The sequence below is a fragment of the Pseudomonas sp. Leaf434 genome (assembly GCF_001425545.1).
Taxonomy (GTDB): Bacteria; Pseudomonadota; Gammaproteobacteria; order Pseudomonadales; family Pseudomonadaceae; genus Aquipseudomonas; species Aquipseudomonas siliginis.
This window is the reverse complement of record NZ_LMQZ01000009.1, coordinates 317,349-339,488: the sequence shown is the minus strand read 5'-3', so window position 1 is coordinate 339,488 and position 22,140 is coordinate 317,349. Positions and strand designations below refer to the sequence as shown.

The window sequence follows — 22,140 nt, the reverse complement described above, 5'->3', positions numbered from 1 at the left end:
CAGATACGACCGGGCAAAAACGCGTTGATTCAGTGGCCACTATCGACCGTTTGTCGGCTTGTTCGTCGCAGCCGAACAGCCGCGTAACGCCACCTATACTGCTTGCAACCTACCCCCATGCAATGGATCTGCACCCTCAATAACAATAAGCAGAGGTGGATCATGGTCTGGCAGCAAATCTACGACCCGTTCGGCAACCCGGTGCTCTCCACGCTGATGGCCGCCGTGCCGGTAGTGGTGATGCTCGCGGCGCTGGCGTTCTTTCACGTCAAGGCGCATCTGGCGGCGCTGTTGGCGCTGGCCTCCGCCCTGCTGATCTCGATTTTCGCCTTCGATATGCCAGCAGGCATGGCCGGTTCGGCGGCGCTGTTCGGCGCGGCGAATGGCTTACTGCCGATTGGCTGGATTGTGCTCAACATCATCTTCCTGCATCGCCTGACCACGGAGAATGGTTCGTTCAAAGTGCTGCAGGATTCCCTCGCGCGCATCACCGATGACCGACGCTTGCAGTTGCTGCTGATCGCCTTCTGTTTCGGTGCGTTCTTCGAAGGCGCGGCAGGCTTTGGCACGCCGGTGGCGGTGACCGGTGCGATTCTGATCGGCCTGGGTTTTTCGCCATTGGCCGCATCGGGTCTGGCGCTCATCGCCAATACCGCGCCCGTCGCTTTCGGTGCACTGGGCACACCGATCATCACCTTGGCCAAAGTCACCGGGCTGGACGAGATGGAGCTGTCGATGATGGTCGGGCGGCAGTTGCCGTTCTTCTCGGTGCTGGTGCCGTTCTGGTTGATCTGGGCCTTTGCCGGGTGGCGCAAGATGCTCGAGGTGTGGCCGGCGATTCTGGTGGCCGGGGTGAGTTTCGCCATCCCGCAATTTCTCGTGTCCAACTACCACGGGCCGATGCTGGTGGACGTCATCGCTGCGCTGATTTCCATGGCCTGTCTGACGCTGTTCCTCAAGGTGTGGAAACCGGCGACCATCCACACCTCGGCGGCGCTGTCCGGGCGCGTCGACAACTCCAAGGTCGACGAAGAAACAGTCACCGCCAGCGCCGCGTTCAGCGATCAGGCGCGTCCGGCAGTGATGCGTGCGTGGATGCCGTGGATCATCCTCACGGTGTTCGTGTTTGCCTGGGGCACCCAGGGTTTCAAGAACATGTTCGATACGCGCCCGGTGATCGACCCGGTCACGCAATCGGCCAAGCTCGACCCGCAAGGCAAACCGGTACGCGAGGCCAATCCGATCTTCGCCCCGGCGGTGACCTTCACCGGTCTGCATCTGCAAATAGAAAAAGTACCGCCGGTTGTCGCAGCGCCGAAAGCCGAGGAAGCGATTTACAAGTTCACCTGGCTGACCGCGACCGGCAGCGGGATCTTGCTGGCGGCGATCGTTGGCGGCTTGCTGATGGGTTATTCGATCCCGCAATTGATCAAGCAGTACCTGCGCACATTGTGGGTGGTGCGGTTTTCGCTGATCACGATTGCGGCGATGCTCGCGCTGGGCTTCCTCACCCGCTATTCGGGACTGGATGCGACCATGGGCCTGGCGTTTGCGGCGACGGGGATTTTCTACCCGATGTTCGGCACGCTGCTCGGCTGGCTGGGGGTGGCGCTGACTGGTTCCGATACCGCGTCAAACGTGCTGTTTGGCGGATTGCAACGGGTAACGTCGGAACAGCTGGGTATCAGCCCGGTGCTGATGGCGGCAGCGAACAGTTCCGGTGGGGTGATGGGCAAAATGGTCGACGCGCAGTCGATCGTCGTCGCCTCCACCGCGACCCGTTGGTATGGGCATGAGGGCGAGATCCTGCGTTACGTGTTCTTCCACTCGATCGTGCTGGCGATCCTGGTCGGCGGGCTGGTGACGTTGCAGGCGTATGTCGCACCGTTTACCTCGATGGTGGTGGGTGGGCCATAACTGCAAAACACAACTCCACTGTGGGAGCGAGCCTGCTCGCGAAGAGGTCGGCACATCCAGCAGCGGCTGGGTCTGACCCGACGCTTTCGCGAGCAGGCTCGCTCCCACAGGCCAATTGATGAGTTCAGCACATAACTCTTTAGCGCAAATCCGACAAAACCTTTTCCCTCCCGCTGCGGTCACTCCTTTTACGAGACTGGCATGCATGCCGGCGCGCCCGTTTGGGCCTTTTGCAATCCTGCCGCCCGATGAGAGACAAGGAATCGAACCATGCCGATTTCCCGACGCAACTTCATGATCCTCGGCGCCGTAACCGCGACGGCGTTCGCTATGCCCCCCTTTATCAGCCTCAAGGCCTACGCGGCCAGTCTGGAGCAACCGGCCATGAGTCAAGTTACCCTGCAAGTCAACGGCAAACCGCAAACCCTCGAAGTCGACACCCGCACCACGCTGCTCGACGCCCTGCGCGAACACCTGCACCTGACCGGCACCAAGAAAGGCTGCGACCACGGCCAGTGCGGCGCCTGCACGGTGATCGCCGACGGTCGGCGGATCAACTCCTGCCTGACCCTGGCGGTGATGCACGACGGCAGTGAGGTGACCACCATCGAAGGCCTCGGCATGCCGGACAAGCTGCACCCGATGCAGGCCGCGTTCATCAAGCACGACGGTTATCAGTGCGGCTATTGCACGCCGGGGCAGATCTGCTCGGCGGTAGCGGTGCTCAAAGAGATCCGCGATGGCATTCCCAGCCACGTCAGCCCGAGCCTGACCGAGCCGCCGAAACTGATCGCCGCCGAACTGCAGGAGCGCATGAGCGGCAATATCTGCCGTTGCGGCGCTTACTCGAACATCATCGAAGCCATCACTGAAGTCGCGGAGGTGCCGGCATGAGAGCCTTCAATTACAGCCGCGCCGACTCACCTGCCGCAGCCGCTTCCCAGGCTGCGCACATCGAAGGCGCCAAGTTCATCGCCGGCGGCACCAACCTGCTTGACCTGATGAAACTCGACATCGAAACCCCAGTCCACCTGATCGACATCAACCACCTCGGCCTGGACCAGATCGAAGCCACACCCGAAGGCGGACTGCGCATCGGCGCGCTGGTGCGCAACACCGATCTGGCCGCCGACGCGCGCGTGCGCAAGGACTACGCCCTGCTCTCCCGCGCCTTGCTCGCCGGGGCTTCCGGGCAGCTGCGCAACATGGCGACCACCGCCGGCAACCTGCTGCAACGCACCCGCTGCCCGTACTTTTACGACACCCACCAGGCCTGCAACAAACGCAACCCCGGCAGTGGCTGCGCGGCGATCGGTGGCGTGACTCGGCAACTCGGAATCATCGGCGTCAGCGACGCTTGCATCGCCACCCACCCGAGCGACATGGCCATCGCCATGCGCGCACTCGATGCGCAGATCGAAACGGTCAAGCCTGACGGCAGCACGCGCAGCATTCCCATGGCGGATTTCCACCAATTGCCGGGCAATACGCCGCACATCGAAACCAGTCTCACGCCCGGTGAATTCATTACCGCCGTGACCCTGCCGGCGCCGGTTGGCGGCACGCACATTTATCACAAGGTGCGGGATCGCTCGTCTTACGCGTTTGCTCTGGTCTCGGTCGGTCTGATCCTGCAAAAGGACGGCACGGGTCGCGTCGCTGTCGGCGGCGTTGCGCCGAAACCGTGGCGGGTCGAAGCCGCTGAAGCGTTGCTGCCCAAGGGTGCCAAAGCAGTCAGTGAACGCCTGCTTGAAGGCGCGACGCCCACCGATGACAACCAATTCAAACTGACACTGGTCGAGCGCACACTGGCCTCGGTGTTGGCGCAAGCGAGGGAAACCGCATGAAATTCGACACGCCCGCCACCACCAATCCCATCGACCGCCTGAAAGTCGTCGGCCAGCCCACTGAGCGCGTCGAAGGCCCGCTGAAAACCAGCGGCCAGGCCACTTACGCCTACGAACAACATGAAGCGGCGGCCAATCAGGCCTACGGCTTCATGGTCGATTCGGCGATCGCCAAAGGGCGGATCAAAGCCATTCATCTGGGCGAGGCCAAAGCGGCGCCCGGCGTGCTCGCGATCGTTACTGCCGAGAATGCCGGCAAGCTCGACAAGGGTGATTACAACGCTGCGCATCTGCTCGCTGGTCCCGAAGTGCAGCATTACCAGCAAGCCGTTGCATTGGTGGTTGCCGAGACCTTCGAACAGGCCCGCGCCGCCGCGCAATTGGTCAGGGTCGATTACGAGACCAGCGAAGGCAAGTTCGATCTGGCCAGCGTCAAAGACCTCGGCGTCGAGCCGAAAGACGAGTTGCCCGACGTCAATCACGGCGACTTCGACAAGGCCTTCACCGCCGCGCCGGTGCAGTTCGATCAGACCTACACCACGCCAGACCAGTCCCACGCGATGATGGAACCGCACGCCACACTGGCCGCGTGGAAAGGCGATCAACTGACCGTGTGGACGTCGAACCAGATGGTCGCCTGGAGTGTCGGCGACATTGCGAAAACCCTCGGCCTGCCGAAGGAAAAAGTGCGTTTGGTCTCGCCGTACATCGGCGGTGGTTTCGGCGGCAAGCTGTTTATTCGCGCCGACGTAATCCTCGCCGCTCTCGGCGCGCGCATGGCGGGGCGGCCGGTGAAAGTCGCCCTCGCCCGCCCGCAAATGGCCAACAACACCACCCATCGCCCGGCTACGATTCAGCGCATCCGCATGGGCGCAACGGCGGACGGCAAGCTGACCGCCATCGCCCATGAAGGCTGGTCAGGCAACCTTGCTGACGGCAAGGTCGAACTGGCCGCGCAACCGAGCCAGTTGCTCTATGCCGCAGAAAACCGCCGCGTCAGCATGCGCCTCGCCCCGCTCGACCTGCCTGAAGGCAACGCCATGCGCGCGCCGGGTGAAGCGCCGGGGCTGATGGTGCTGGAAATTGCCATGGACGAAATGGCCGAACAGCTGAAGATGGACCCGGTGCTGTTCCGCATCGCTAACGACACTCAAGTCGACCCGGTGAAAACCGAGCGGCCGTTCTCCCAGCGTCAACTGGTCAAATGCCTGCAGATCGGCGCGGAGAAATTCGGCTGGGATCAGCGCAAGGCGCAACCGGGCAGCCGTCGTGAAGGCCGTTGGCTGATCGGCATGGGCGTGGCGGCGGCGTTTCGCAACAACCTGCTGGTCAAGTCCGGAGCCCGTGTGCGCCTGGAGCGTGGCGGCAAAGTCGTTGTCGAAACCGACATGACCGATATCGGCACCGGCAGTTACACGATCATCGCGCAGACCGCTGCCGAGATGATGGGCGTTGGTCTCGATGATGTAGTCGTGCGTCTGGGTGATTCGGACTTCCCGGTTTCGGCTGGTTCTGGCGGTCAGTTTGGTGGGAACTGCTCGACCTCCGGCGTCTATGCCGCCTGTGTGAAACTGCGTGAAGCGGTGGCGCAGAAGCTGGGACTCGCGGCGGATCAGGCTGAATTTGTCGACGGCCACGTGCGCGTTGGCGACAAGAGCCTGCCGCTGCGCAACGCGGCTGAAGGCGGCGCACTGGTCGGCGAGGACAGCATCGAATTCGGTGATCTGGCCGAGAAATATCAGCAATCGACCTTCGGCGCGCACTTCGTCGAAGTCGCCGTCGATGCTGCCACTGGCGAAGTTCGCGTACGGCGCATGTTGGCGGTGTGCGCTGCGGGGCGGATCCTCAACCCGACGTCGGCGCGCAGTCAGGTCATCGGCGCGATGACCATGGGCGTCGGCGCCGCCTTGATGGAAGAGCTGGCGGTGGACAAGCGTCTGGGCTTTTTCGTCAACCATGACCTCGCCGGGTATGAGGTGCCGGTGCACGCCGACATACCGCATCAGGAGGTGATTTTCCTAGAAGAAACCGACCCGATTTCATCGCCGATGAAAGCCAAGGGCGTGGGTGAATTGGGGATTTGCGGCGTGAGTGCGGCGGTGGCGAATGCAATCTACAACGCCACCGGCGCGAGGGTGCGGGAGTATCCGATTACGCTGGACAAGATTCTTGATTCGTTGCCGGAGATGATCTGAAGCGAAAAGCCCCTCACCCTAGCCCTCTCCCAAAGGGAGAGGGGACCGATCCGGGTATATTCAGGATGTGCAGCGACGTGAAAGTCTTTCTGTGTATCCATAATCGCAACGGCAAGTTCAGGTCGATGCACATCGCAAGACACCTCGGTCGGCTCCCACTCCCCCGGGAGACGCCTGGGGTGAGTCGCATGCTGTTAGCGCACCTGCATGGGGTGCTAGGGGTCGAGTGGATTCACCACCACGTTTGCAGAATGCCGAACGTCTCGAGCATCCCCCAATCGGCTCCCTCTCCCTCGGGAGAGGGCTGGGGTGAGGGGCGCGGTTTCACTCGGTCTTCGGATATTGCTCATCACCGACCTGCTCCATCCAGTCCACCACCTTGCCATCCAGCACTTCGGCAATCGCGATATGACTCATCGCCGTCGTCGGCGCTGCCCCGTGCCAATGCTTGGCGCCCGGAGCAATCCACACGGTATCGCCCGGCCGGATTTCCCGCACTGGCTGCCCCCACTCCTGCACGAACCCTGCCCCCGAGGTGACGATCAGTGTCTGCCCCAGCGGATGGGTATGCCACGCCGTTCGCGCGCCAGGCTCAAACGTTACGGTCGCACCACTGACCCGCGCCTCGTCGGTACCTTTGAACGGCGCATCCACCCGCACCGTGCCGGTAAACCAGTCAGCCGGGCCTTTGGCCGACGGTTGCGAGCCATTCGGTGTGACCGTGACACGCGGATTTTCAGTGGCATACACCTCGCCAGCCAGCAGCGAGAGCGTCAGTGCAGAAGCAGCAATCGGGTTCATGGCATTTCCTCCAATAAATGATGCAACCACTGTAGCGATCCGCACTCTTTGGATAATCGACTAGAATCCGAAAAAACTTATGCAGGACGATCATCAATGCTCCGGGAAAACGCCACCGACCTGCTCGCCTTTCTCGCCGTCGCCCGTGAACGCAGTTTCACCAAGGCCGCAGCCAAACTCGGCGTGTCGCAATCGGCGCTCAGCCACACCATTCGCAGTCTCGAGGCGCGACTCGGCCTGCGCCTGCTGACCCGCACCACGCGCAGCGTGTCGCCGACCGAGGCCGGCGAACACTTGCTGCAAACCATCGGCCCGCGCTTCGACGAAATCGAAGTGGAACTGGCCGCCCTGAGCAACCTGCGCGAAACCCCGGCGGGAAAGATCCGCATCAGCGCCACCGACCATTCGCTGAACTGGATCCTGCGTCCGGTGTTGCAGGATTTCCTGCCGCAGTACCCGGATGTGTCCGTCGAGGTTTGCTGTGACTATGGCTTCGTCGACATCGCCGGCCAAGGCTTCGATGCCGGTGTGCGCCTGGGCGAAGACGTCGCCCAAGGCATGATCGCCACCCGTATCGGTCCGGACATGCGCATGGCGGTGGTCGGCTCACCCGCCTACTTCGCCCGGCGCCCTGCGCCGCAAACCCCGCGCGACCTGACCGACCACGCCTGTAACAACCTGCGCCTGCCAACCAATGGCGGACTGTATTCGTGGGAGTTCGAAAAGGATGGTGAAAGCCTCAAAGTGCGCGTCTCCGGCCAGGTCACCCTGAATGGCGTGTACCCATTGCTCGACGCCGCGCTGGACGGTTTCGGTTTGAGCTACATCCCGGAAAACGTCGTTGCGCCGTTTCTGGCGGACGGTCGCCTGGTCCAGGTGCTGGGAGACTGGTGCCCGGCATTTTCCGGTTATCACCTGTACTACCCGAGCCGACGCCAGGCAGCGCCGGCGTTTGCGTTGTTGCTGGAGGCGTTGCGCTATCGCGGTTGACCCGGCTCAGCCCAGCAACGCAATCAACTGATGCCGCTGCGCATCGGTCAGCATCGGCCCAAAACCGGCTCCGGCGTTGTCAGCCATGTAGCGCGGATTGCTGGTCCCCGGAATCACACAGGTCACCGCCGGGTGCGCCAGGAGAAATTTCAGTGCCAGTTTCGGCCAGCTGTTGACCTGTACATCCGAGACCCAGGCCGGCAGCGGCTTGCCTTTGAGCCGGGCGAGCAGATCACCGCCGCCAAACGGCCGATTACAAATCACTGCCACGCCACGCTCGCGGCACAGCGGCAGGATGCGTTTCTCGACCGCGCGATCATCGAGGGCGTAGTTGATCTGCAGAAAATCCAGCTTTTCGGCTTTCAGCACGGCCTCGACCTCGTCATAGGCCGACGAGGTGTAATGGGTGATGCCGATGTAGCGAATCCGCCCCTGCTCCTGCCATTCGCGCAGGGTCGGCAAATGGGTTTGCCAGTCGAGCAGATTGTGAATCTGCATCAGGTCGATGCGTTCGGTTTGCAGCAGACTGAACGACTGCTCCATCTGCGCGATGCCTTCCTCGCGCCCGCGCGTCCACACCTTCGTGGCGAGAAACGCCGGCGAGCGCGGTTCGTGGATCGACAGCAATTCACCGGTGGTCTGCTCGGCGCGGCCGTACATGGGTGAGCTGTCGATCAGCGTGCCGCCCTTCCTGAACAGCGCCTCGAGGACGGCGGGCAATTGCCGGTAAACCGGATCGCCCGGCGCGACGTCGAAACCGCGATAGGTGCCCAACCCGACCATGGGCAGTGCCTCGGAGCTGGAAGGGATGGCGCGGGTCTGCATGGTCTGGTCTCCTGCCGTGGGCGGCGCAGTGGCGGTCGGCGGTACGCTGCTGGCCAACGCCCGATCAATGGTGAACAGCGCCGCAGCCTGGGCAGCCAGGGTGAGCAAGCGGCGGCGGGAATAACCCTCAGTGTGGCGCATGCGAGTCCTCCTGCTGCGCGGATCTGTTGCATGGTGTGTGCGCCGGCTGTCAGGCACAGTCGCTGAACTACACTGCCACAGCCAACCTCTCTCCCCGTTAAAAGTAGCCGAATGTCCCGAACCCTGATGTCACTCGTCGTTTTCATTGTTGCCGTTTACCTGGTGCTGTGCGCCGCGCTGTTCGTGTTTCAGCGCTCGCTGATCTGGTTTCCCCAGCCTGCCGCCGTGGTTGCAGCGGATTCGCGATTGAAACTGTCGATGCCGGATGCCGAGGTCTGGGTGACTGACCGAGAGCGCAGCGGAACGCGGGCGCTGATCTATTTCGGCGGCAATGCCGAGGACGTCTCGCGAAATCTGCCGGAATTCGCCGAGGCGTTTCCCGACTACGCGCTGTATTTCCTGCATTACCGGGGCTTTGGTGGCAGCACCGGCTCGCCATCGGAAGCCGCGATTGCCGAAGATGCGCTGGCGCTGTTCGATCAGGTGTATGCCAGCCACCCGCAGATTGCAGTCATCGGACGCAGCCTCGGTTCGGGGGTGGCGGTGCGCCTGGCCAGTCAGCGGCCGGTGCAGAATCTGATCCTGGTGACGCCGTTCAACAGCCTTGAGGAAATCGCCGAACGGCAATACCCGTGGGTGCCGGTGAAGTGGTTGCTCAAGGATCGTTTCGAATCAGGCAAATACGCGGCGCATATTCGCGCACCGACGTTGCTCTTGGCGGCCAGTGATGACGAAGTGATTGGACGCAGCAGTACGCAGCGGCTGTTCGAGCGTTTTCCTGCGGGCGTGGCGACGCTGAAGGTGGTGCCGGACTCGGGGCATAACTCGATTTCCGAGCGCGAGCAATATTTGCAGTGGATTGTGGATGTGTTGAATCGCTGAAGGATGTAGCGATCAAACGGACGCCATCGCGAGCAGGCTCACTCCTACAGGGGGAACGCATTTCAAATGTAGGAGTGAGCCTGCTCGCGATGACGCCGGTACAGACAACACCATTTCCAGCTACTGTCCAAAGCTAAGGCTGACTGCCGCTCCGGGCATTTTCATCGCCAGAGGTGGCCGAGCGCGGCGTGACGTGCTGATGCCCGGTCGGGTCGTTGAGCTGCACGGCGTTGCCCTTCTGCCACGCATCAGCCCCCGTTGCGACAGGCGCCGGTTTGATCCCGGCACGAGCCTTTTTCTTTTCGGCACTGTCGATGCCCAGACGCTGATCGCGCTGGCGGACCATTTGTGCATCGGCCTGACCGTCAGCGGTAAAGCCCATCATCAACTGCGGCACGCCCAGCGGCAGTTGCTTGTCCTGATCGGTGTGCCAGGTGTGCCAAGTCTTGCCGTAAGTATTGGCGAGTTTTTCCATCAGGCGCTTTTCCGCCACTTGCGGGATGCCCGGCGCGACCAACTGGCCAGAAGTCACCTCGTGAGCATGGCTGTGCCACAAGGCTTTTTCTTTTGCCGGCAATTGCGTAAACAGGCGCTGACTGATGATGTATTCCACGCCCATCAACTTCGCTTCAGCCGTGTTGCCGTCGTAGATCACGCACTGGAACACTTCCTCATTGAGCGCCGAGCAGTAATGGTGCGCTTCCATCTGCGCGCCGGGATGACCGTTGTAAAAATGAAAGCCATCAAGGTACATGTTCAACGCGCGGATCGGCGGTTTGTCCTGCAACCACTGCGCGCCGACTTCGAGCATTTCAGTATCGGAGGCCTTGGCCTGACCCGGTGTCTGCACCGGTGACTCGGTGTTGCTCATCGCGCAACCAGTCAGCGCGGCGACCATCAAACCAATGGGAACCCAACGTCCCTGCGAGGTTGTCGTACGCATGTTTCACTCCTCGAACTTCTGTAACGGGCGCATGCTGGCCCTGTTCTGCAACTGAAAGCAGGAGAACGGCGGAGTTCGAAAAAATGCGCGCGGATCAGACTGGAGAGATCGTCGCCAGCACGCCGATCAGAATGGTCAAGGTCAGAAAGCCGCCGAGAAAAATTGCCATCTTGTACATGTCGCGCTCCTTGATGCGGGGTGTGCGGTGCACCGGACGCTTCGGGATGAGGTCGGAGGGTGATTGGCCGCACTGCCGGGGCATTCTGAGCCTGTGGCTGTACTGAATACAGAGGCAGATGAAACAGAAAAATACGGATCAGATGCGCATCTGATCCGCTTCGGGCATGAACAGATATTCAGCCTGAGACTTGGGGATTCACTTTCGGCCCGGTTGATCTACAGTCATTGCCGACCGACAACAATAAAAACCGGAGTGACCATGCCCGACCTCGCCTTACAGCCCAACGTCGCCGCATCCCTCGCGCGCTGGCACGAGATGATCCGCAGCAGCAATCTCAAAGCCCTGCCTGAACTGCTCGATCCGCAAGCTGTGTTCCGCTCGCCCATGGCCCACACGCCCTACCCCGGCGCGCCGGTGGTGGCGATGATCCTCAACACCGTGTTCGAAGTCTTCGAAGATTTCGCCTATCACCGCGAATTGGCGACGGCGGATGGCCTGAACGTGATTCTCGAATTCAGCGCCAGGGTCGGCAGCAAGGAACTCAAAGGCATCGACATGATTCGCTTCGATGAACACGGCAAGATTGTCGAGTTTGAAGTGATGGTGCGGCCGCTGAGCGGGTTGCAAGCACTGGGCGAAGAAATGGGTCGGCGCCTGGGGGCCTACCTGGCGAACGCGAAAGCCTGACCCTACCGATGTAGGAGCTGACGAGTGCAACGAGGCTGCGATCTTTTGACTTTGACGTTTGAAGATCAAGATCAAAAGATCGCAGCCTCGTTGCACTCGTCAGCTCCTACAGGTCCGGCGTATAAAAAAACCCACTGACCGTCGCCGGTTCAGTGGGTTTTGTGTGTCAGGGTTCTGCTTACAGAGCCATGTCACGTGCAGCGTTTTCCTTCGGCGCTACGGCTTTGTCAGCCGCAGGTGCCGCCGGAGCAGCTACCTGACCGATCGCTGGAGGCGTCGGCAGTTCGAGGATTTTCGCGGTGTAAGCCCACTCAGCAGCCACTTTGGCCGGATCGCTGTTCAGCTGGGTGCCGTAGCTCGGCACGATCTGGTGCAGCTTGGTCTGCCACTCAGGGGTTGCGACTTTGTCTTTGAAGACTTTCTGCAGCACGCTCAGCATGATCGGTGCAGCAGTCGACGCGCCTGGCGATGCGCCCAGCAGGCCGGCGATCGAGCCGTCTTGCGAAGCAACGATCTCGGTGCCCAGTTTCAGCACGCCGCCAGCGGCTTCATCACGCTTGATGATCTGCACGCGCTGGCCGGCTTGCCACAGGCGCCAGTCTTCGGCCTTGGCGTTCGGGAAGTATTCCTTCAGCGCGTTCAGGCGGTCTTCATCCGACAGCATCAACTGACCGGCAAGGTACTCGACCAGCGGGTATTCCTTGATGCCGACCTTGGTCATTGGCCAGATGTTGTGGGTGGTGGTACTGGTCAGCAGGTCGAAGTACGAACCTTCCTTGAGGAACTTGGTGCTGAAGGTCGCGAACGGGCCAAACAGAATGACGCGCTTGCCGTCCAGGACACGGGTGTCCAGGTGCGGAACGGACATCGGTGGCGCGCCAACCGAAGCCTTGCCGTAGGCCTTGGCCAGGTGCTGCTCGGCAATCGTCGGGTTCTCGGTCACCAGGAACGAGCCGCCAACCGGGAAGCCTGCGTATTCCTTGGCTTCAGGAATGCCCGACTTCTGCAGCAGGTGCAGAGCACCGCCGCCAGCGCCGATGAACACGAACTTGGCGTCGGTTTCGGTCTTGGTACCGTCCTTGAGGTTTTTGTAGCTCACACGCCAGGTGCCATCGGCGTTCTTGGTGATGTCTTCAACTTCGCTCGACAGTTTCAGATCGAAGTTGGGTTTGGTTTGCAGGTGAGCGGCGAACTGGCGGGTGATTTCGCCGAAGTTCATGTCCGTACCCAGCGGGCTCCAGGTGGCCGCGATTTTCTGGTTCGGGTCACGCCCTTCCATCATCAGCGGTACCCACTTCTTGATCACAGCCGGATCTTCGGAATACTGCATGCCAGCGAACAGCGGGCTCGCCTGCAGCGCTTCGTAGCGCTTTTTCAGGAACTTGATGTTGTCATCGCCCCACACGAAGCTCATGTGCGGAGTGGTGTTGATGAACGAGCGAGGGTTCTTCAGCACGCCCTGCTGAACCTGCCACGCCCAGAACTGACGGGAAACCTGGAACGCTTCGTTGATCTCGACGGCTTTCGGGATCGTCACGTTGCCCTTGTCGTCTTCCGGGGTGTAGTTCAGCTCGGCGAGGGCGGAGTGACCGGTACCGGCGTTGTTCCAGCCGTTGGAGCTTTCCAGGGCGACGCCATCGAGGCGCTCGACCATTTCCATCGACCAGGTCGGTTCCAGCTCATTGATCCACACACCCAGGGTGGTGCTCATGATGCCGCCGCCGATCAGCAGGACATCAACTTTCTTGGCTTCGGCAGCATTGGCAGACGACATCCCCATCGCCAAAGCCAGACCGAGCAAGGCTGTGTTCACTTTCTTAAACATCTGTTGCACCTATGATAAAACGCCTTCCGCCCGTCGTTGTTATCAGTCTGCGTTGCGCTTTGTTGACGCTCAGGCTGGCGTCGCGCAATCCGGCACACTTCAATATTGACGGGTGGGCACACAAGGCCGACATGTGGCATCGACCTCAGTTAATGTCCCTTCTGAACTGACTTCTTATCGTTATTGGCTTCAGCTGCTTGAGCGACAGGGATCCCGTCGGCCCGCCTGAAAGGCCAGCCAACCGAATTAAGTCAAAGCAAATTTGGCGCGGAGAATATCACGTCAGGGCGAACCCGCGCGTCTGTTCCCGACTTGAAAGTCTTTTTCCGCTCTGGGGCTTATCGGCCATGGGCCACCAAACATGACCGTGATCAGGCATTGGCCTGCAAATTTTTTTGCGCGATACACATCGCAACTTGATAAATCATTGCGAACGGCTCGTTGTTCAAGCAGAAAATAACCTGCTACGTTGTACGATGACTGACAAACTAAGCCAGTCATTCCGACCCAATAACAACAAGGAAACAACATGACCAAATCCCGCCTCCTCATCGGTTTGTTCTGCGCCTTCAGCGCCTGCGCCATGGCCGCCCCTGCCCCGGCGGAAAAGCAAGTGGCCCAAGCGGTGGATCACCTGACCCAGGCGATGCTGCACAAAGACATCGCCGAACTGAACGCTCTGACCGCGCCGAACCTGACCTACGGCCACTCCAGCGGCAAGATTCAGGACAAGCAGGAATTCATCGCCGACATCGAAACCGGCCGCAGCGCATTCAAGACCCTGGAGATGCAGAAGCAGACCATTACTCTGTCCGGCGATACCGCATTGGTGCGCCACCACTTCTCCGCGCAGGCGTTGAAAGGGACTGAGGTGATTCCGACCGAGATCGAGAATTTCCAGATCTGGCAGAAACAGGGCGGGAAATGGTTGTTGGTGGGGCGGCAGGCGTTCAGGTTCTGATTAAGGGCACATAGGCTTGATTCAGTGTTGCCCGAGCTGGCCTAATCGCGGGCAAGCCCGCTCCCACAGTGGATGATGGTGTGCACACCGTTGCATTCACAACATCAGACCCTGTGGGAGCTGGCTTGCCAGCGATAAGGCCGTGATAGACACCAGTCCTACCGCTATCACAACCGAAACCGATCCACCGACCGCGCCAGCTGCCCCGCCAGATTCGACAATTCATCGGTGGTCGTCGCGGTCTGCCCGATCACCCGACTGTTGCCTTCGCTCATCCCGGCAATCATCTCCACCTGATGGGCGATCTCGTTACTGGCTTGGCTCTGTTCGCCAATCGTGCGGGTGATGTCGTTGACCAGTTGCGTGGTGTTCAGCGTGGCGTCGAGGATTTCCCGAATCGCCCGCTCGACTTCCGCGGTCACCGCCATGCCCTTGTCGACCTGCGCCACGCCGGCCTCCATGCTGGTGACCGCCTCGCGCGTGCTGCTCTGGATGCGCGCGACCATTGCGGCAATTTCCTGGGTCGAGGCGCTGGTGCGTGCGGCCAGACTGCGCACTTCATCCGCGACCACGGCAAAGCCACGGCCCTGCTCACCTGCCCGCGCCGCCTCGATCGCGGCGTTGAGGGCCAGCAGGTTGGTCTGGTCGGCGATGCTCTTGATCACCTGAATGATGTTGAAGATCGCCTCGGATTCCTGATCCAGCGTGCGGATCACCTGCGCCGACTGCTGTGCCGAGCGGGCGATGTCGTCCATGTCGCTGACCACTTGATGAATCACCCCGCCGCCCTCCTTCGCTAGAGTTTCCGCCTGATTGGCCATGCTCAGGGCACGTTCGGCGTGGCGGGTGATTTCCTCGATGCTGGCGGTCATCTGACTGGCGGCGGCCGCCATGGTCCCAGCGGCAACGCTTTGCTGCTGGCTGCTGTCGGCGACCTGATGGCAGCCCTGACTGAGCTGCTCGCTCATGCCGCTGACACCGTGGGCGTTGCGCCGGACCACGTCGATCATGTTGCGCAAGTCACGTTGCATGGTCGCCAATGTGCGGATCAGCACACTGGCTTCGTCCTTGCCGGCGGGTTCGACAATCGGTTCGCTGAGATTGCCATGGGCAATGCTTTCAGCGATGCGGCTGGCGGATTTCAGCGGCCCCATGATACTCAGGATCACCCAGCGCCCCTGAATCAGCAGCAGCAACAGACTGGCGATCAGCACCACACCAAGAGCCAGATTGGCATTGCTAATGGCCGCTTCGGTGCCTTCGCTGGTTTGCCGAGTATTGCTTTCAATCAATTCGCTGAGCGTCGCCATTTGCTCTTCGAGCTGGCTGAACGCGGCATTGAACGTGCCGAGCTGCTGCTGGGCGGCATCCGGATTGTCCAGCGCCACGCCGACGATCTGCTCGGCGGATTTGATGTAGGTGTCGAGGCTCGGCTTGATCTGCTCCAGCGCCGTGCGCAACTGCGGGTTGATCGGCAGCTTCAGGTTGTCATCCAGCACTTCACGAAAATGCCCTGCGTGCTCGGCCAGCGAATCGCGCACTTCTGTGGCGGTGGCGGTGCTTTTGCCCAGGCCGACCAGCATCGCCGAATAGACATCGGCGCGCAGGGCGTCGTGCATCATGTCCGCTTCCATGTGATTGCGCAGCGCGCTCATGCTCACCGTGTTATCGCCTACCGCCGTGGCCATCCGCAGGTTGCCGACGTAACTGACCAGGCTCACGATCAGCGCCGTCAGCAGGCTGGTCGCAATCAGCAACACCAAACGCAGTTTGATCGACACCGTGGAATCTCCCGTGGGCACGCTGGATTGCGCTTGTCGGATTTCAGTTAAGCCTATGTGCAGGGAACTGCCGACACAGAGCGTATCGGCTGATGTCAGGGGCGACTTGAATCCGGCAAAACTTTTCAAGCGTGAACCCGGTCACACCTTGCAGCGCCGATGGATAACGCCTTCATCGCTGGTTAACCCCGGCAGGCTATCAATCCATGGCTACGAACATTCATGCAGCTGAAGGAAACGCTTATGAAACGCGCACTGTGGTTTGGTCTGCTCGGCACGTTGGCAATCGGCACCGCACAGGCAGCAACGGAGAAAGTCGCAATCAATCTGGTCAGCGCCGACGGCGCGCCGCAGGCGATCGGCTCTGTCACTGTCAGCGAAACGCCGTACGGCCTGCTGTTCACACCCGAGCTGAAATCATTGCCGGCCGGCATTCACGGTTTCCATGTCCATGAAAACGGCAGCTGCGAAGCGGGCATGAAGGATGGCGTCAAAGGCGCAGCACTGGCCGCTGGCGGACACTTCGATCCGGCGAAAACCGGCAAGCACCTTGGCCCTTACGCCGACGGGCATCTGGGTGATCTGCCAGCGGTGTATGTGACGGCTGACGGGGTCGCCAACTATCCGGTGCTGGCACCGCGCCTGAAGAAGATTTCCGAGATCAAGGGCCACGCCCTGATGATTCACGCCGGCGGCGATAACCATTCCGACATGCCCAAGCCACTGGGCGGTGGCGGTGATCGCATGGCCTGTGGGGTGATCTGAACCGACTGAGCGGTGAAAACTCTGACTCACGGCTTTTCACCGCTCACGGAACTCCCGCGCGCCGTTCACCTCTGACGTTATGTAGTCCCTTCCCTTTTTGCTTAGCGCTTGTGGAGGAACACGTCATGCGCAAGTTAGTCCTGATTTCTTCTTTAATGCTTTGCCTGCCGGTCGGTTCGGCGCTGGCCCGCGTTGACGCGGGTGACGTCGCCACCTCGGCAGGTGTCTCCGCGTCGCTGTACTCGACCTTCAAGGACGACAAAATGGTGATTCCGGCCCGTGACGACGTGTCTGCGTTCGTTGCAAGCGGCGGGGCCATTCGTGGGGTTTATCTTGAGTCGGTACTGCAACAGGTGCGCCAGGCAAACCCTGGCTTGAACGCCAGTGATGAAGACCTGGCAAACGCCATTCTGGTGCACTACGAAGGCGTGCAGCAGTAGTCACGAGGGACGCAGCGGCCGATGGACGGCCGCTGAGTGCGCATAGGCAAACATGTCCGACGGCCTCTATGATGGAGGCCATGACGACGACCGTGCCCTTGCGCTCACCCTGCCCTCCCGGCGCCTGCATCTGCGGGCGCGATCCGTTGCTGGAAACCCCCGGAGCCGATCTGCGCATCCTGCGCTTGACCCGCGCTGAGGAAAAAATTCTTCTGGCGCGCCTGGAACAACTCAAAGACCTCGCCGACCTCAAACGCCTGCAACAGCGTATGTACGAGCAACTCGGCATCCGTGTCGACGTCGCCCCCGGTTTCAACGAAGTCCGCACCATGCGCGGCATCGCCATTCAGATCGACGAGCTGCCAGGCCTGTGTCGCAAGACTCGCGCGGCAATCCCGGCGGCGATTCGCAAGGGCCTGGAAAACCACCCGCAAATCGCCTTCGAACTGCTCAACGCCCACGACTTGCTGCGCGACACCTGATCACTTTTTCATGCCGACGCGCTTGCGCATCTCGGCGGTGATGGTCTGACGGGTTTTCTTCATGTCCGCCCAAGGCTCATCGCCGACTTCGGTCAGACGCTCGTGAACGTTGTAGATGTTCCAGTGATTACCACCCTTGATTTCAGCGACTTCCTCTCGGTACAGCGGCACCGACACCGGCATGCCTTCCCGCGCCCGTGCGGCGTAGGCGCAAATGGTGGTGGCACCGAGGCCGTTGCGCAGGTAATCGATGAAGATCCGCCCGACGCGGTTTTTCGGCCCGGACACCGCTGAAATCCGGTCCGGCAGCAACTTGGCCATGTGGCTGACGATGGCGTGGCTGAAGTCCTTCACTTCGTCCCAGCCATGCTTGCGCGTCAATGGCACCACCAGGTGAATACCTTTGCCGCCGCTGGTTTTCAGGAAGGCTTTGAGGCCCAGCTCATCGAGCACGGTGAGGGTCAGCGCGGTGGCTTCAACCATGCTTTTCCATGGCAGCGCAGGATCCGGGTCGAGGTCGAGGACGAAGCGATCGGGCTTGTCCAGATCTACCTTCGTCGCGTTCCAAGTGTGCAGTTCGACGGTGCTCATCTGCACCGCGCCGACCAGCGCTTCGGGATTGTTGATCATCATCACTGGCTGGCCGGTGACGTCCTTGTCCAGAGCAGTGATACCGGGAATGGCCAGGCGATCGGCGTTCTTCTGGAAGAACAGTTCGCCGGCGATGCCGTCCGGTGCACGCACCAACGCCACGGGGCGATCCTTGAGTTGCGGCAGGATGTATTCGGCGACACTGGCGTAGTACTGCGCCAGTTGCATTTTGGTCGTGCCGCTGACGGCGTCGATCACCCGATCCGGGTGCGTGATGCGCACCTTGCCGCCGGCCAGCCCCGCCTGCGACGGTGCGGTTTCGGCTTTGCTGGCGGCGGTTTTCTTCGCCGGTTTCTTCGCGGCGGCAGTAGGTTTTTCGGTTTTTTCAGACTTGTCGGACTTGGCAGCTTTCACAGGCTTCGCTCGCTCCTCGGTAATGTCCTTGGCCGGTTTGTCATCGCGCAAACCATGGAACACGGCATGCCGCACCGAGCCGTCCTTGGTCATCTCGGCGAACGCCACTTCGGCCAGCAGTTTGGGTTTGAGCCAGTGCACGCCTTTGGCCTCGAAACCGCTGGGCGGATTGACCACTGCGGCGGCTTTGGTCTGCAACGGCTTGAGTTGGGCGAGGATGCTTTTCAACGTGGTTTCGTTGAACCCGGTGCCAACCTTGCCGGCGTAGCGCAACTCGCCACTGTCAGCGTCGTGCAGGCCGAGCAGCAAGGCACCGAAGGCACTGCGCGCGCCTTTCGGATCGGTGTAGCCGACGATGACGAATTCCTGGCGATGTTTGCACTTGAGCTTGATCCAGTCGCCGCTGCGCCGCGATACATAAGGCGAGCCGAGCCGCTTGCCGATCAGGCCTTCCATCTGCATTTGGCAGGCGCTGTTGAGCAGCGCGTCCGGGGTTTCTTCGAAGGCTTCGGAGAAGCGCAGCGTTGACGATTCTTTCTGCGCGCCGAGGATGGTGCTCAACGCGGCGCGGCGTTCTTCGACCGGCACGTCGCGCAGGTCGACGCCATTCAGATACGGCACGTCGAACAGGTAATAAACAATATTGCCGCTGCGCCCGGCATCGAAGGCATTCTGCAGCGCTTGAAAATCCGGCACCCCTTGCTCGTTGGCCACGACCATTTCACCATCGAGCCAGGCCGATTCCAGACCCAGCGCCGCCAGCGCTTTGGCCTGCTGCGGCAGTTTGTGCGTCCAGTCATGGCCGTTGCGGGTGAACAGCTGCACCTCATCGTGATCGATCCGCGCCATGATCCGGTAGCCGTCAAACTTGATCTCGTAGCTCCACTGCCCTTCGGGCGCGCTGTCGACCAGCGTCGCCAGTTCCGGCTTGATCAGCGCTGGGAGCTTGGCCTTGCGTGCGCCGGTAAGCTGCCCGGACGCCTGCTTGCGCGGTTTGGCCGGGGCCTTCTTTACCGGTTTGGCCTTATCGGCGGCAGCCGCCGGTTTACCGACAATCGTGCGCTCGCTGAGCACGCTGTCGGGCTCGGCGACCAGCACGTCGAAATCATCCTGCGGGCGCGCGGCGTTGTCCTGATGCTTGATCAGGAACCATTGTTCCTTCTTGCCCGGCATGTGCGTGCGCACCAGATTCCACACGCCGCCGAGCTTCTCGCCTTGCAACTCAAACTTGAGCCGGCCCTTGGCATAGGCCTTGTGCGGATCTTCCAGCGGAATCCACACACCGCGATCCCAGACGATCACATCACCGGCACCGTAATGCCCCTCGGGAATGCTGCCTTCGAACGTCGCGTAATCGAGCGGATGATCCTCAACATGAATCGCCAGACGCTTGACCGACGGGTCCAGCGACGGCCCCTTCGGCACCGCCCAGCTTTTCAGCGCGCCATCGAGTTCCAGGCGAAAGTCGTAATGCAGGTGCGAAGCATCGTGCTTCTGGATGCAGAACTGCAAAGCATGATCCTTGGCCGACTTACGGCCCGAGCGCTTGACTGCGGCCGGTTCCGACGTCGCGGAAAAATCACGCATGCGGTTGTAATCGTCGAGGTTCCTGTTCATGAGCACACCGATGGCAGACGGGTTCTGTTATGCAGAAGAGCGACACGGCGGCGGAAAAATTCAATCGAGGTAAAAAAGCCCCAGACGGATGGAACGGCCGGGGCTGGCAGTGTCAGGGATTTTTACAGCGGGTCAGGCTTGCCCTTTCGCCTGCTGTTCCAGATGCACCTGCAAGTCGGGATCGATGTTCAAGGCGGCGGCCAGCTCATCGAGATAGCTGCGTTCGGCGTCCTGTTGATCGTCTACCAGCATGACGCTGGCCAGGTACATTTCGGCGGCTACGGCCGGATCGCCGTTAGCGGATTGCGCCACTTCGCGGGCATCCAGCGGCTTGGCGACTTCGGCGTCGAACCATTGCTGCAACTGCGGGTCGGCGGTGTGTTTGCCGATTTCGCTGCTGATGAGATGCTTTTCTGCGTCGTCGATGCGGCCGTCAGCCTTGGCGGCGGCGATAAGGGCGCGCAGTACCGCGTGGCTGTGGGTTTCGATTTGCGGGCCGGCGAGCAGGTCGGCGGTTTGTGGCAGCTCCTGCGGCGCGGTGCTGGCCTGGCTGCGTTGCCAGGCTTGATACGCTTGGTAAGCCATCATGCCCAGCGATGCGAGCGCCGCGTAACTGGTCCCGCCGGTACGGCTTCTGCTACCGCCACCGAGGGCGCTTCCCAAGCCACCGCCACCGAGCAAGCCACCGAGCAAACCACCCAGGCCGCCGAGGCCACCCGAAGCAGCCGCGCCACCCGCTCCGGACTGACTGCCGCCGCCCAACAGGCCACCAAGTAAACCGCCCAGGCCGTCACCGGCCGAAGCTCCGCGTTGTTGTCCCGCCGAGGCCTGGCCTCGGAGCAGTTGTTCAAGCAAATCGCTGGTGTTCATGACGTTATCCTCCGAGGCCACGGCCCGATCGCGTCAGGCAACGATAGACCGACGCAGCCATAGCGCCAGCACCGTTGGGCTGACGCCCGATCACCGTTGAATCGCCACGCGAGAAAATTTTCGCCAGCCAGCTAAGATTCAGGGGTGGTGAACCTTATCCCGGCCAAACCGGTCGATAGCTGCAACCCGACCCGGTTTGCCGACGCCCTTTCTGATGATGGGCGATAACCGGCTTGCTTCACTTTCTGGAGAACGCCCCCGTGATATCAACCGTACACATCGCCAGGCTGAAAGCATGGGGCGCCCATGGTTTTACCGCGACCGGCGTGGTGACCGCCTTCCTTGCCACCCTCGCGCTGCTGGAAAACCAGCCGATTCATTGCCTGATGTGGCTGGGCGTGGCGCTGATCGTCGACGGCCTCGATGGCGCACTGGCGCGCAAGGTCAATGTGCAATCGGTGCTGCCGAGTTTCGACGGTTCGATCCTCGATCTGGTGATCGATTACCTGACTTATGTATTCATCCCGGCACTGTTTATCTACCGCTACATTCCCCTGCCCGATTACACCCTGTTGCTGACGGTGTCGGTGATTCTGGTGTCGTCGCTGTTCTGCTTCTGCAACGTCAACATGAAGAGCAAGGACAACTATTTTGTCGGCTTCCCGGCGGCCTGGAACGTGGTAGCGCTGTGCCTGTACATCATTGGCCCGGGGCCTTGGATTACCTTTCTCACCGTGATCGGGCTGGCGCTGCTGACGGTGACGCGGATGAAGTTCCTGCACCCGTTTCGCGTGCGGCGTTTCATGCCAATCAATATTGCGGTGACGGCGATCTGGCTGTTGTGCAGCCTGTCACTGGTGCTCAATCACCCGGTGATCAACCCGCTGGTGATGGGCTTGTGGTTGCTGATGTCGGCTTATTTCCTGGGGATCTGCATCTGGCGCACGGCGCTGGAGTGGTTTGATCGCGGCCATTTGAAATAAGC

General features: G+C 61.1%; 19 protein-coding genes and 1 pseudogene. 12 read left to right on the top strand and 8 right to left on the bottom strand.

The window, feature by feature from the left end; genetic code table 11:
• Positions 1-162 precede the first annotated feature (162 nt).
• From ASG55_RS18960 to paoC, 4 genes are all read left to right on the top strand, one after another.
• Complete coding sequence (locus ASG55_RS18960) at positions 163-1,917, top strand: L-lactate permease (RefSeq protein ID WP_056789178.1); 1,755 nt, start codon at positions 163-165, stop codon at positions 1,915-1,917.
• 270 nt (positions 1,918-2,187) lie between these two features.
• The gene (paoA, locus tag ASG55_RS18955) at positions 2,188-2,811 is read left to right on the top strand and encodes an aldehyde dehydrogenase iron-sulfur subunit PaoA (RefSeq protein WP_041480864.1); all 624 of its coding nucleotides are present in this window, start codon (positions 2,188-2,190) and stop codon (positions 2,809-2,811) included.
• Positions 2,808-3,764 (top strand): FAD binding domain-containing protein, encoded by a 957-nt coding sequence (locus tag ASG55_RS18950; protein ID WP_056789175.1) that lies wholly within the window; start codon positions 2,808-2,810, stop codon positions 3,762-3,764. Before paoA ends, ASG55_RS18950 begins: the two co-directional genes overlap by 4 nt.
• Entirely contained in the window at positions 3,761-5,959 is a 2,199-nt protein-coding gene (gene paoC, locus ASG55_RS18945; RefSeq protein ID WP_056789172.1) for an aldehyde oxidoreductase molybdenum-binding subunit PaoC, read from the top strand. Before ASG55_RS18950 ends, paoC begins: the two co-directional genes overlap by 4 nt.
• A gap of 324 nt (positions 5,960-6,283) precedes the next feature.
• Here the strand turns inward: paoC and ASG55_RS18940 are convergent, their stop codons facing one another.
• Positions 6,284-6,760 (bottom strand): (R)-mandelonitrile lyase, encoded by a 477-nt coding sequence (locus ASG55_RS18940; RefSeq protein WP_056789169.1) that lies wholly within the window; start codon positions 6,758-6,760, stop codon positions 6,284-6,286.
• A 96-nt stretch (positions 6,761-6,856) separates the two neighbouring features.
• On the opposite strand from ASG55_RS18940, the gene ASG55_RS18935 reads away from it, so the two are divergent.
• Positions 6,857-7,750, top strand: coding sequence for a LysR family transcriptional regulator (locus ASG55_RS18935; RefSeq protein ID WP_056789167.1), 894 nt, complete (start codon positions 6,857-6,859; stop codon positions 7,748-7,750).
• Positions 7,751-7,756: 6 nt separating this feature from the next.
• On the opposite strand, the gene ASG55_RS18930 is transcribed toward ASG55_RS18935, so the two are convergent.
• Positions 7,757-8,716 carry an aldo/keto reductase gene (locus tag ASG55_RS18930; RefSeq protein ID WP_177342728.1) on the bottom strand — a complete coding sequence of 320 codons (960 nt, stop codon included), beginning with the start codon at positions 8,714-8,716 and terminating at the stop codon, positions 7,757-7,759.
• Positions 8,717-8,827: 111 nt separating this feature from the next.
• On the opposite strand from ASG55_RS18930, the gene ASG55_RS18925 reads away from it, so the two are divergent.
• Positions 8,828-9,598 carry an alpha/beta hydrolase gene (locus tag ASG55_RS18925; RefSeq protein ID WP_056789165.1) on the top strand — a complete coding sequence of 257 codons (771 nt, stop codon included), beginning with the start codon at positions 8,828-8,830 and terminating at the stop codon, positions 9,596-9,598.
• A 133-nt stretch (positions 9,599-9,731) separates the two neighbouring features.
• Here ASG55_RS18925 and ASG55_RS18920 read toward each other — a convergent pair whose 3' ends face one another.
• The gene (locus ASG55_RS18920; RefSeq protein ID WP_056789164.1) at positions 9,732-10,541 is read right to left on the bottom strand and encodes an OBAP family protein; all 810 of its coding nucleotides are present in this window, start codon (positions 10,539-10,541) and stop codon (positions 9,732-9,734) included.
• 439 nt (positions 10,542-10,980) lie between these two features.
• Here ASG55_RS18920 and ASG55_RS18910 point away from each other — a divergent pair, with 439 nt between their 5' ends.
• Positions 10,981-11,409, top strand: a complete 429-nt coding sequence (locus ASG55_RS18910) for a nuclear transport factor 2 family protein (RefSeq protein WP_056789162.1) — start codon at positions 10,981-10,983, stop codon at positions 11,407-11,409.
• Between the two features lie 178 nt (positions 11,410-11,587).
• Here the strand turns inward: ASG55_RS18910 and mqo are convergent, their stop codons facing one another.
• On the bottom strand, positions 11,588-13,234 hold the full coding sequence (gene mqo, locus ASG55_RS18905) for a malate dehydrogenase (quinone) (RefSeq protein ID WP_041480875.1): 1,647 nt from the start codon (positions 13,232-13,234) through the stop codon (positions 11,588-11,590).
• A gap of 529 nt (positions 13,235-13,763) precedes the next feature.
• Here mqo and ASG55_RS18900 point away from each other — a divergent pair.
• Positions 13,764-14,195: a nuclear transport factor 2 family protein gene (locus ASG55_RS18900; RefSeq protein ID WP_056789159.1), complete on the top strand. Its 432-nt coding sequence runs from the start codon at positions 13,764-13,766 to the stop codon at positions 14,193-14,195.
• A gap of 167 nt (positions 14,196-14,362) precedes the next feature.
• On the opposite strand, the gene ASG55_RS27720 is transcribed toward ASG55_RS18900, so the two are convergent.
• Positions 14,363-15,088: a methyl-accepting chemotaxis protein gene (locus tag ASG55_RS27720; protein ID WP_370593648.1), complete on the bottom strand. Its 726-nt coding sequence runs from the start codon at positions 15,086-15,088 to the stop codon at positions 14,363-14,365.
• A gap of 132 nt (positions 15,089-15,220) precedes the next feature.
• Positions 15,221-15,976: pseudogene (locus ASG55_RS27715) on the bottom strand (MCP four helix bundle domain-containing protein); the annotation flags it as partial.
• Between the two features lie 243 nt (positions 15,977-16,219).
• Here ASG55_RS27715 and sodC point away from each other — a divergent pair.
• The 3 genes from sodC to ASG55_RS18880 all read left to right on the top strand — a co-directional run bounded on the left by sodC (position 16,220) and on the right by ASG55_RS18880 (position 17,663).
• Positions 16,220-16,741: a superoxide dismutase family protein gene (gene sodC, locus ASG55_RS18890; protein ID WP_056789153.1), complete on the top strand. Its 522-nt coding sequence runs from the start codon at positions 16,220-16,222 to the stop codon at positions 16,739-16,741.
• Between the two features lie 125 nt (positions 16,742-16,866).
• Positions 16,867-17,181, top strand: a complete 315-nt coding sequence (locus ASG55_RS18885; protein WP_024013308.1) for a DUF2388 domain-containing protein — start codon at positions 16,867-16,869, stop codon at positions 17,179-17,181.
• 80 nt (positions 17,182-17,261) lie between these two features.
• Positions 17,262-17,663 carry a hypothetical protein gene (locus tag ASG55_RS18880; protein WP_071172813.1) on the top strand — a complete coding sequence of 134 codons (402 nt, stop codon included), beginning with the start codon at positions 17,262-17,264 and terminating at the stop codon, positions 17,661-17,663.
• On the opposite strand, the gene ligD is transcribed toward ASG55_RS18880, so the two are convergent.
• Both ligD and ASG55_RS18870 read right to left on the bottom strand, forming a co-directional pair.
• Entirely contained in the window at positions 17,664-20,285 is a 2,622-nt protein-coding gene (gene ligD, locus ASG55_RS18875) for a DNA ligase D (RefSeq protein ID WP_056789149.1), read from the bottom strand. It abuts the gene before it with no gap.
• 132 nt (positions 20,286-20,417) lie between these two features.
• Positions 20,418-21,155: a tellurite resistance TerB family protein gene (locus ASG55_RS18870; protein ID WP_056789146.1), complete on the bottom strand. Its 738-nt coding sequence runs from the start codon at positions 21,153-21,155 to the stop codon at positions 20,418-20,420.
• 260 nt (positions 21,156-21,415) lie between these two features.
• Here ASG55_RS18870 and pcsA point away from each other — a divergent pair, with 260 nt between their 5' ends.
• A complete protein-coding gene (pcsA, locus tag ASG55_RS18865) occupies positions 21,416-22,138 on the top strand; it encodes a phosphatidylcholine synthase (RefSeq protein WP_039762346.1) in 723 nt (240 codons plus the stop codon).
• Positions 22,139-22,140 lie beyond the last annotated feature (2 nt).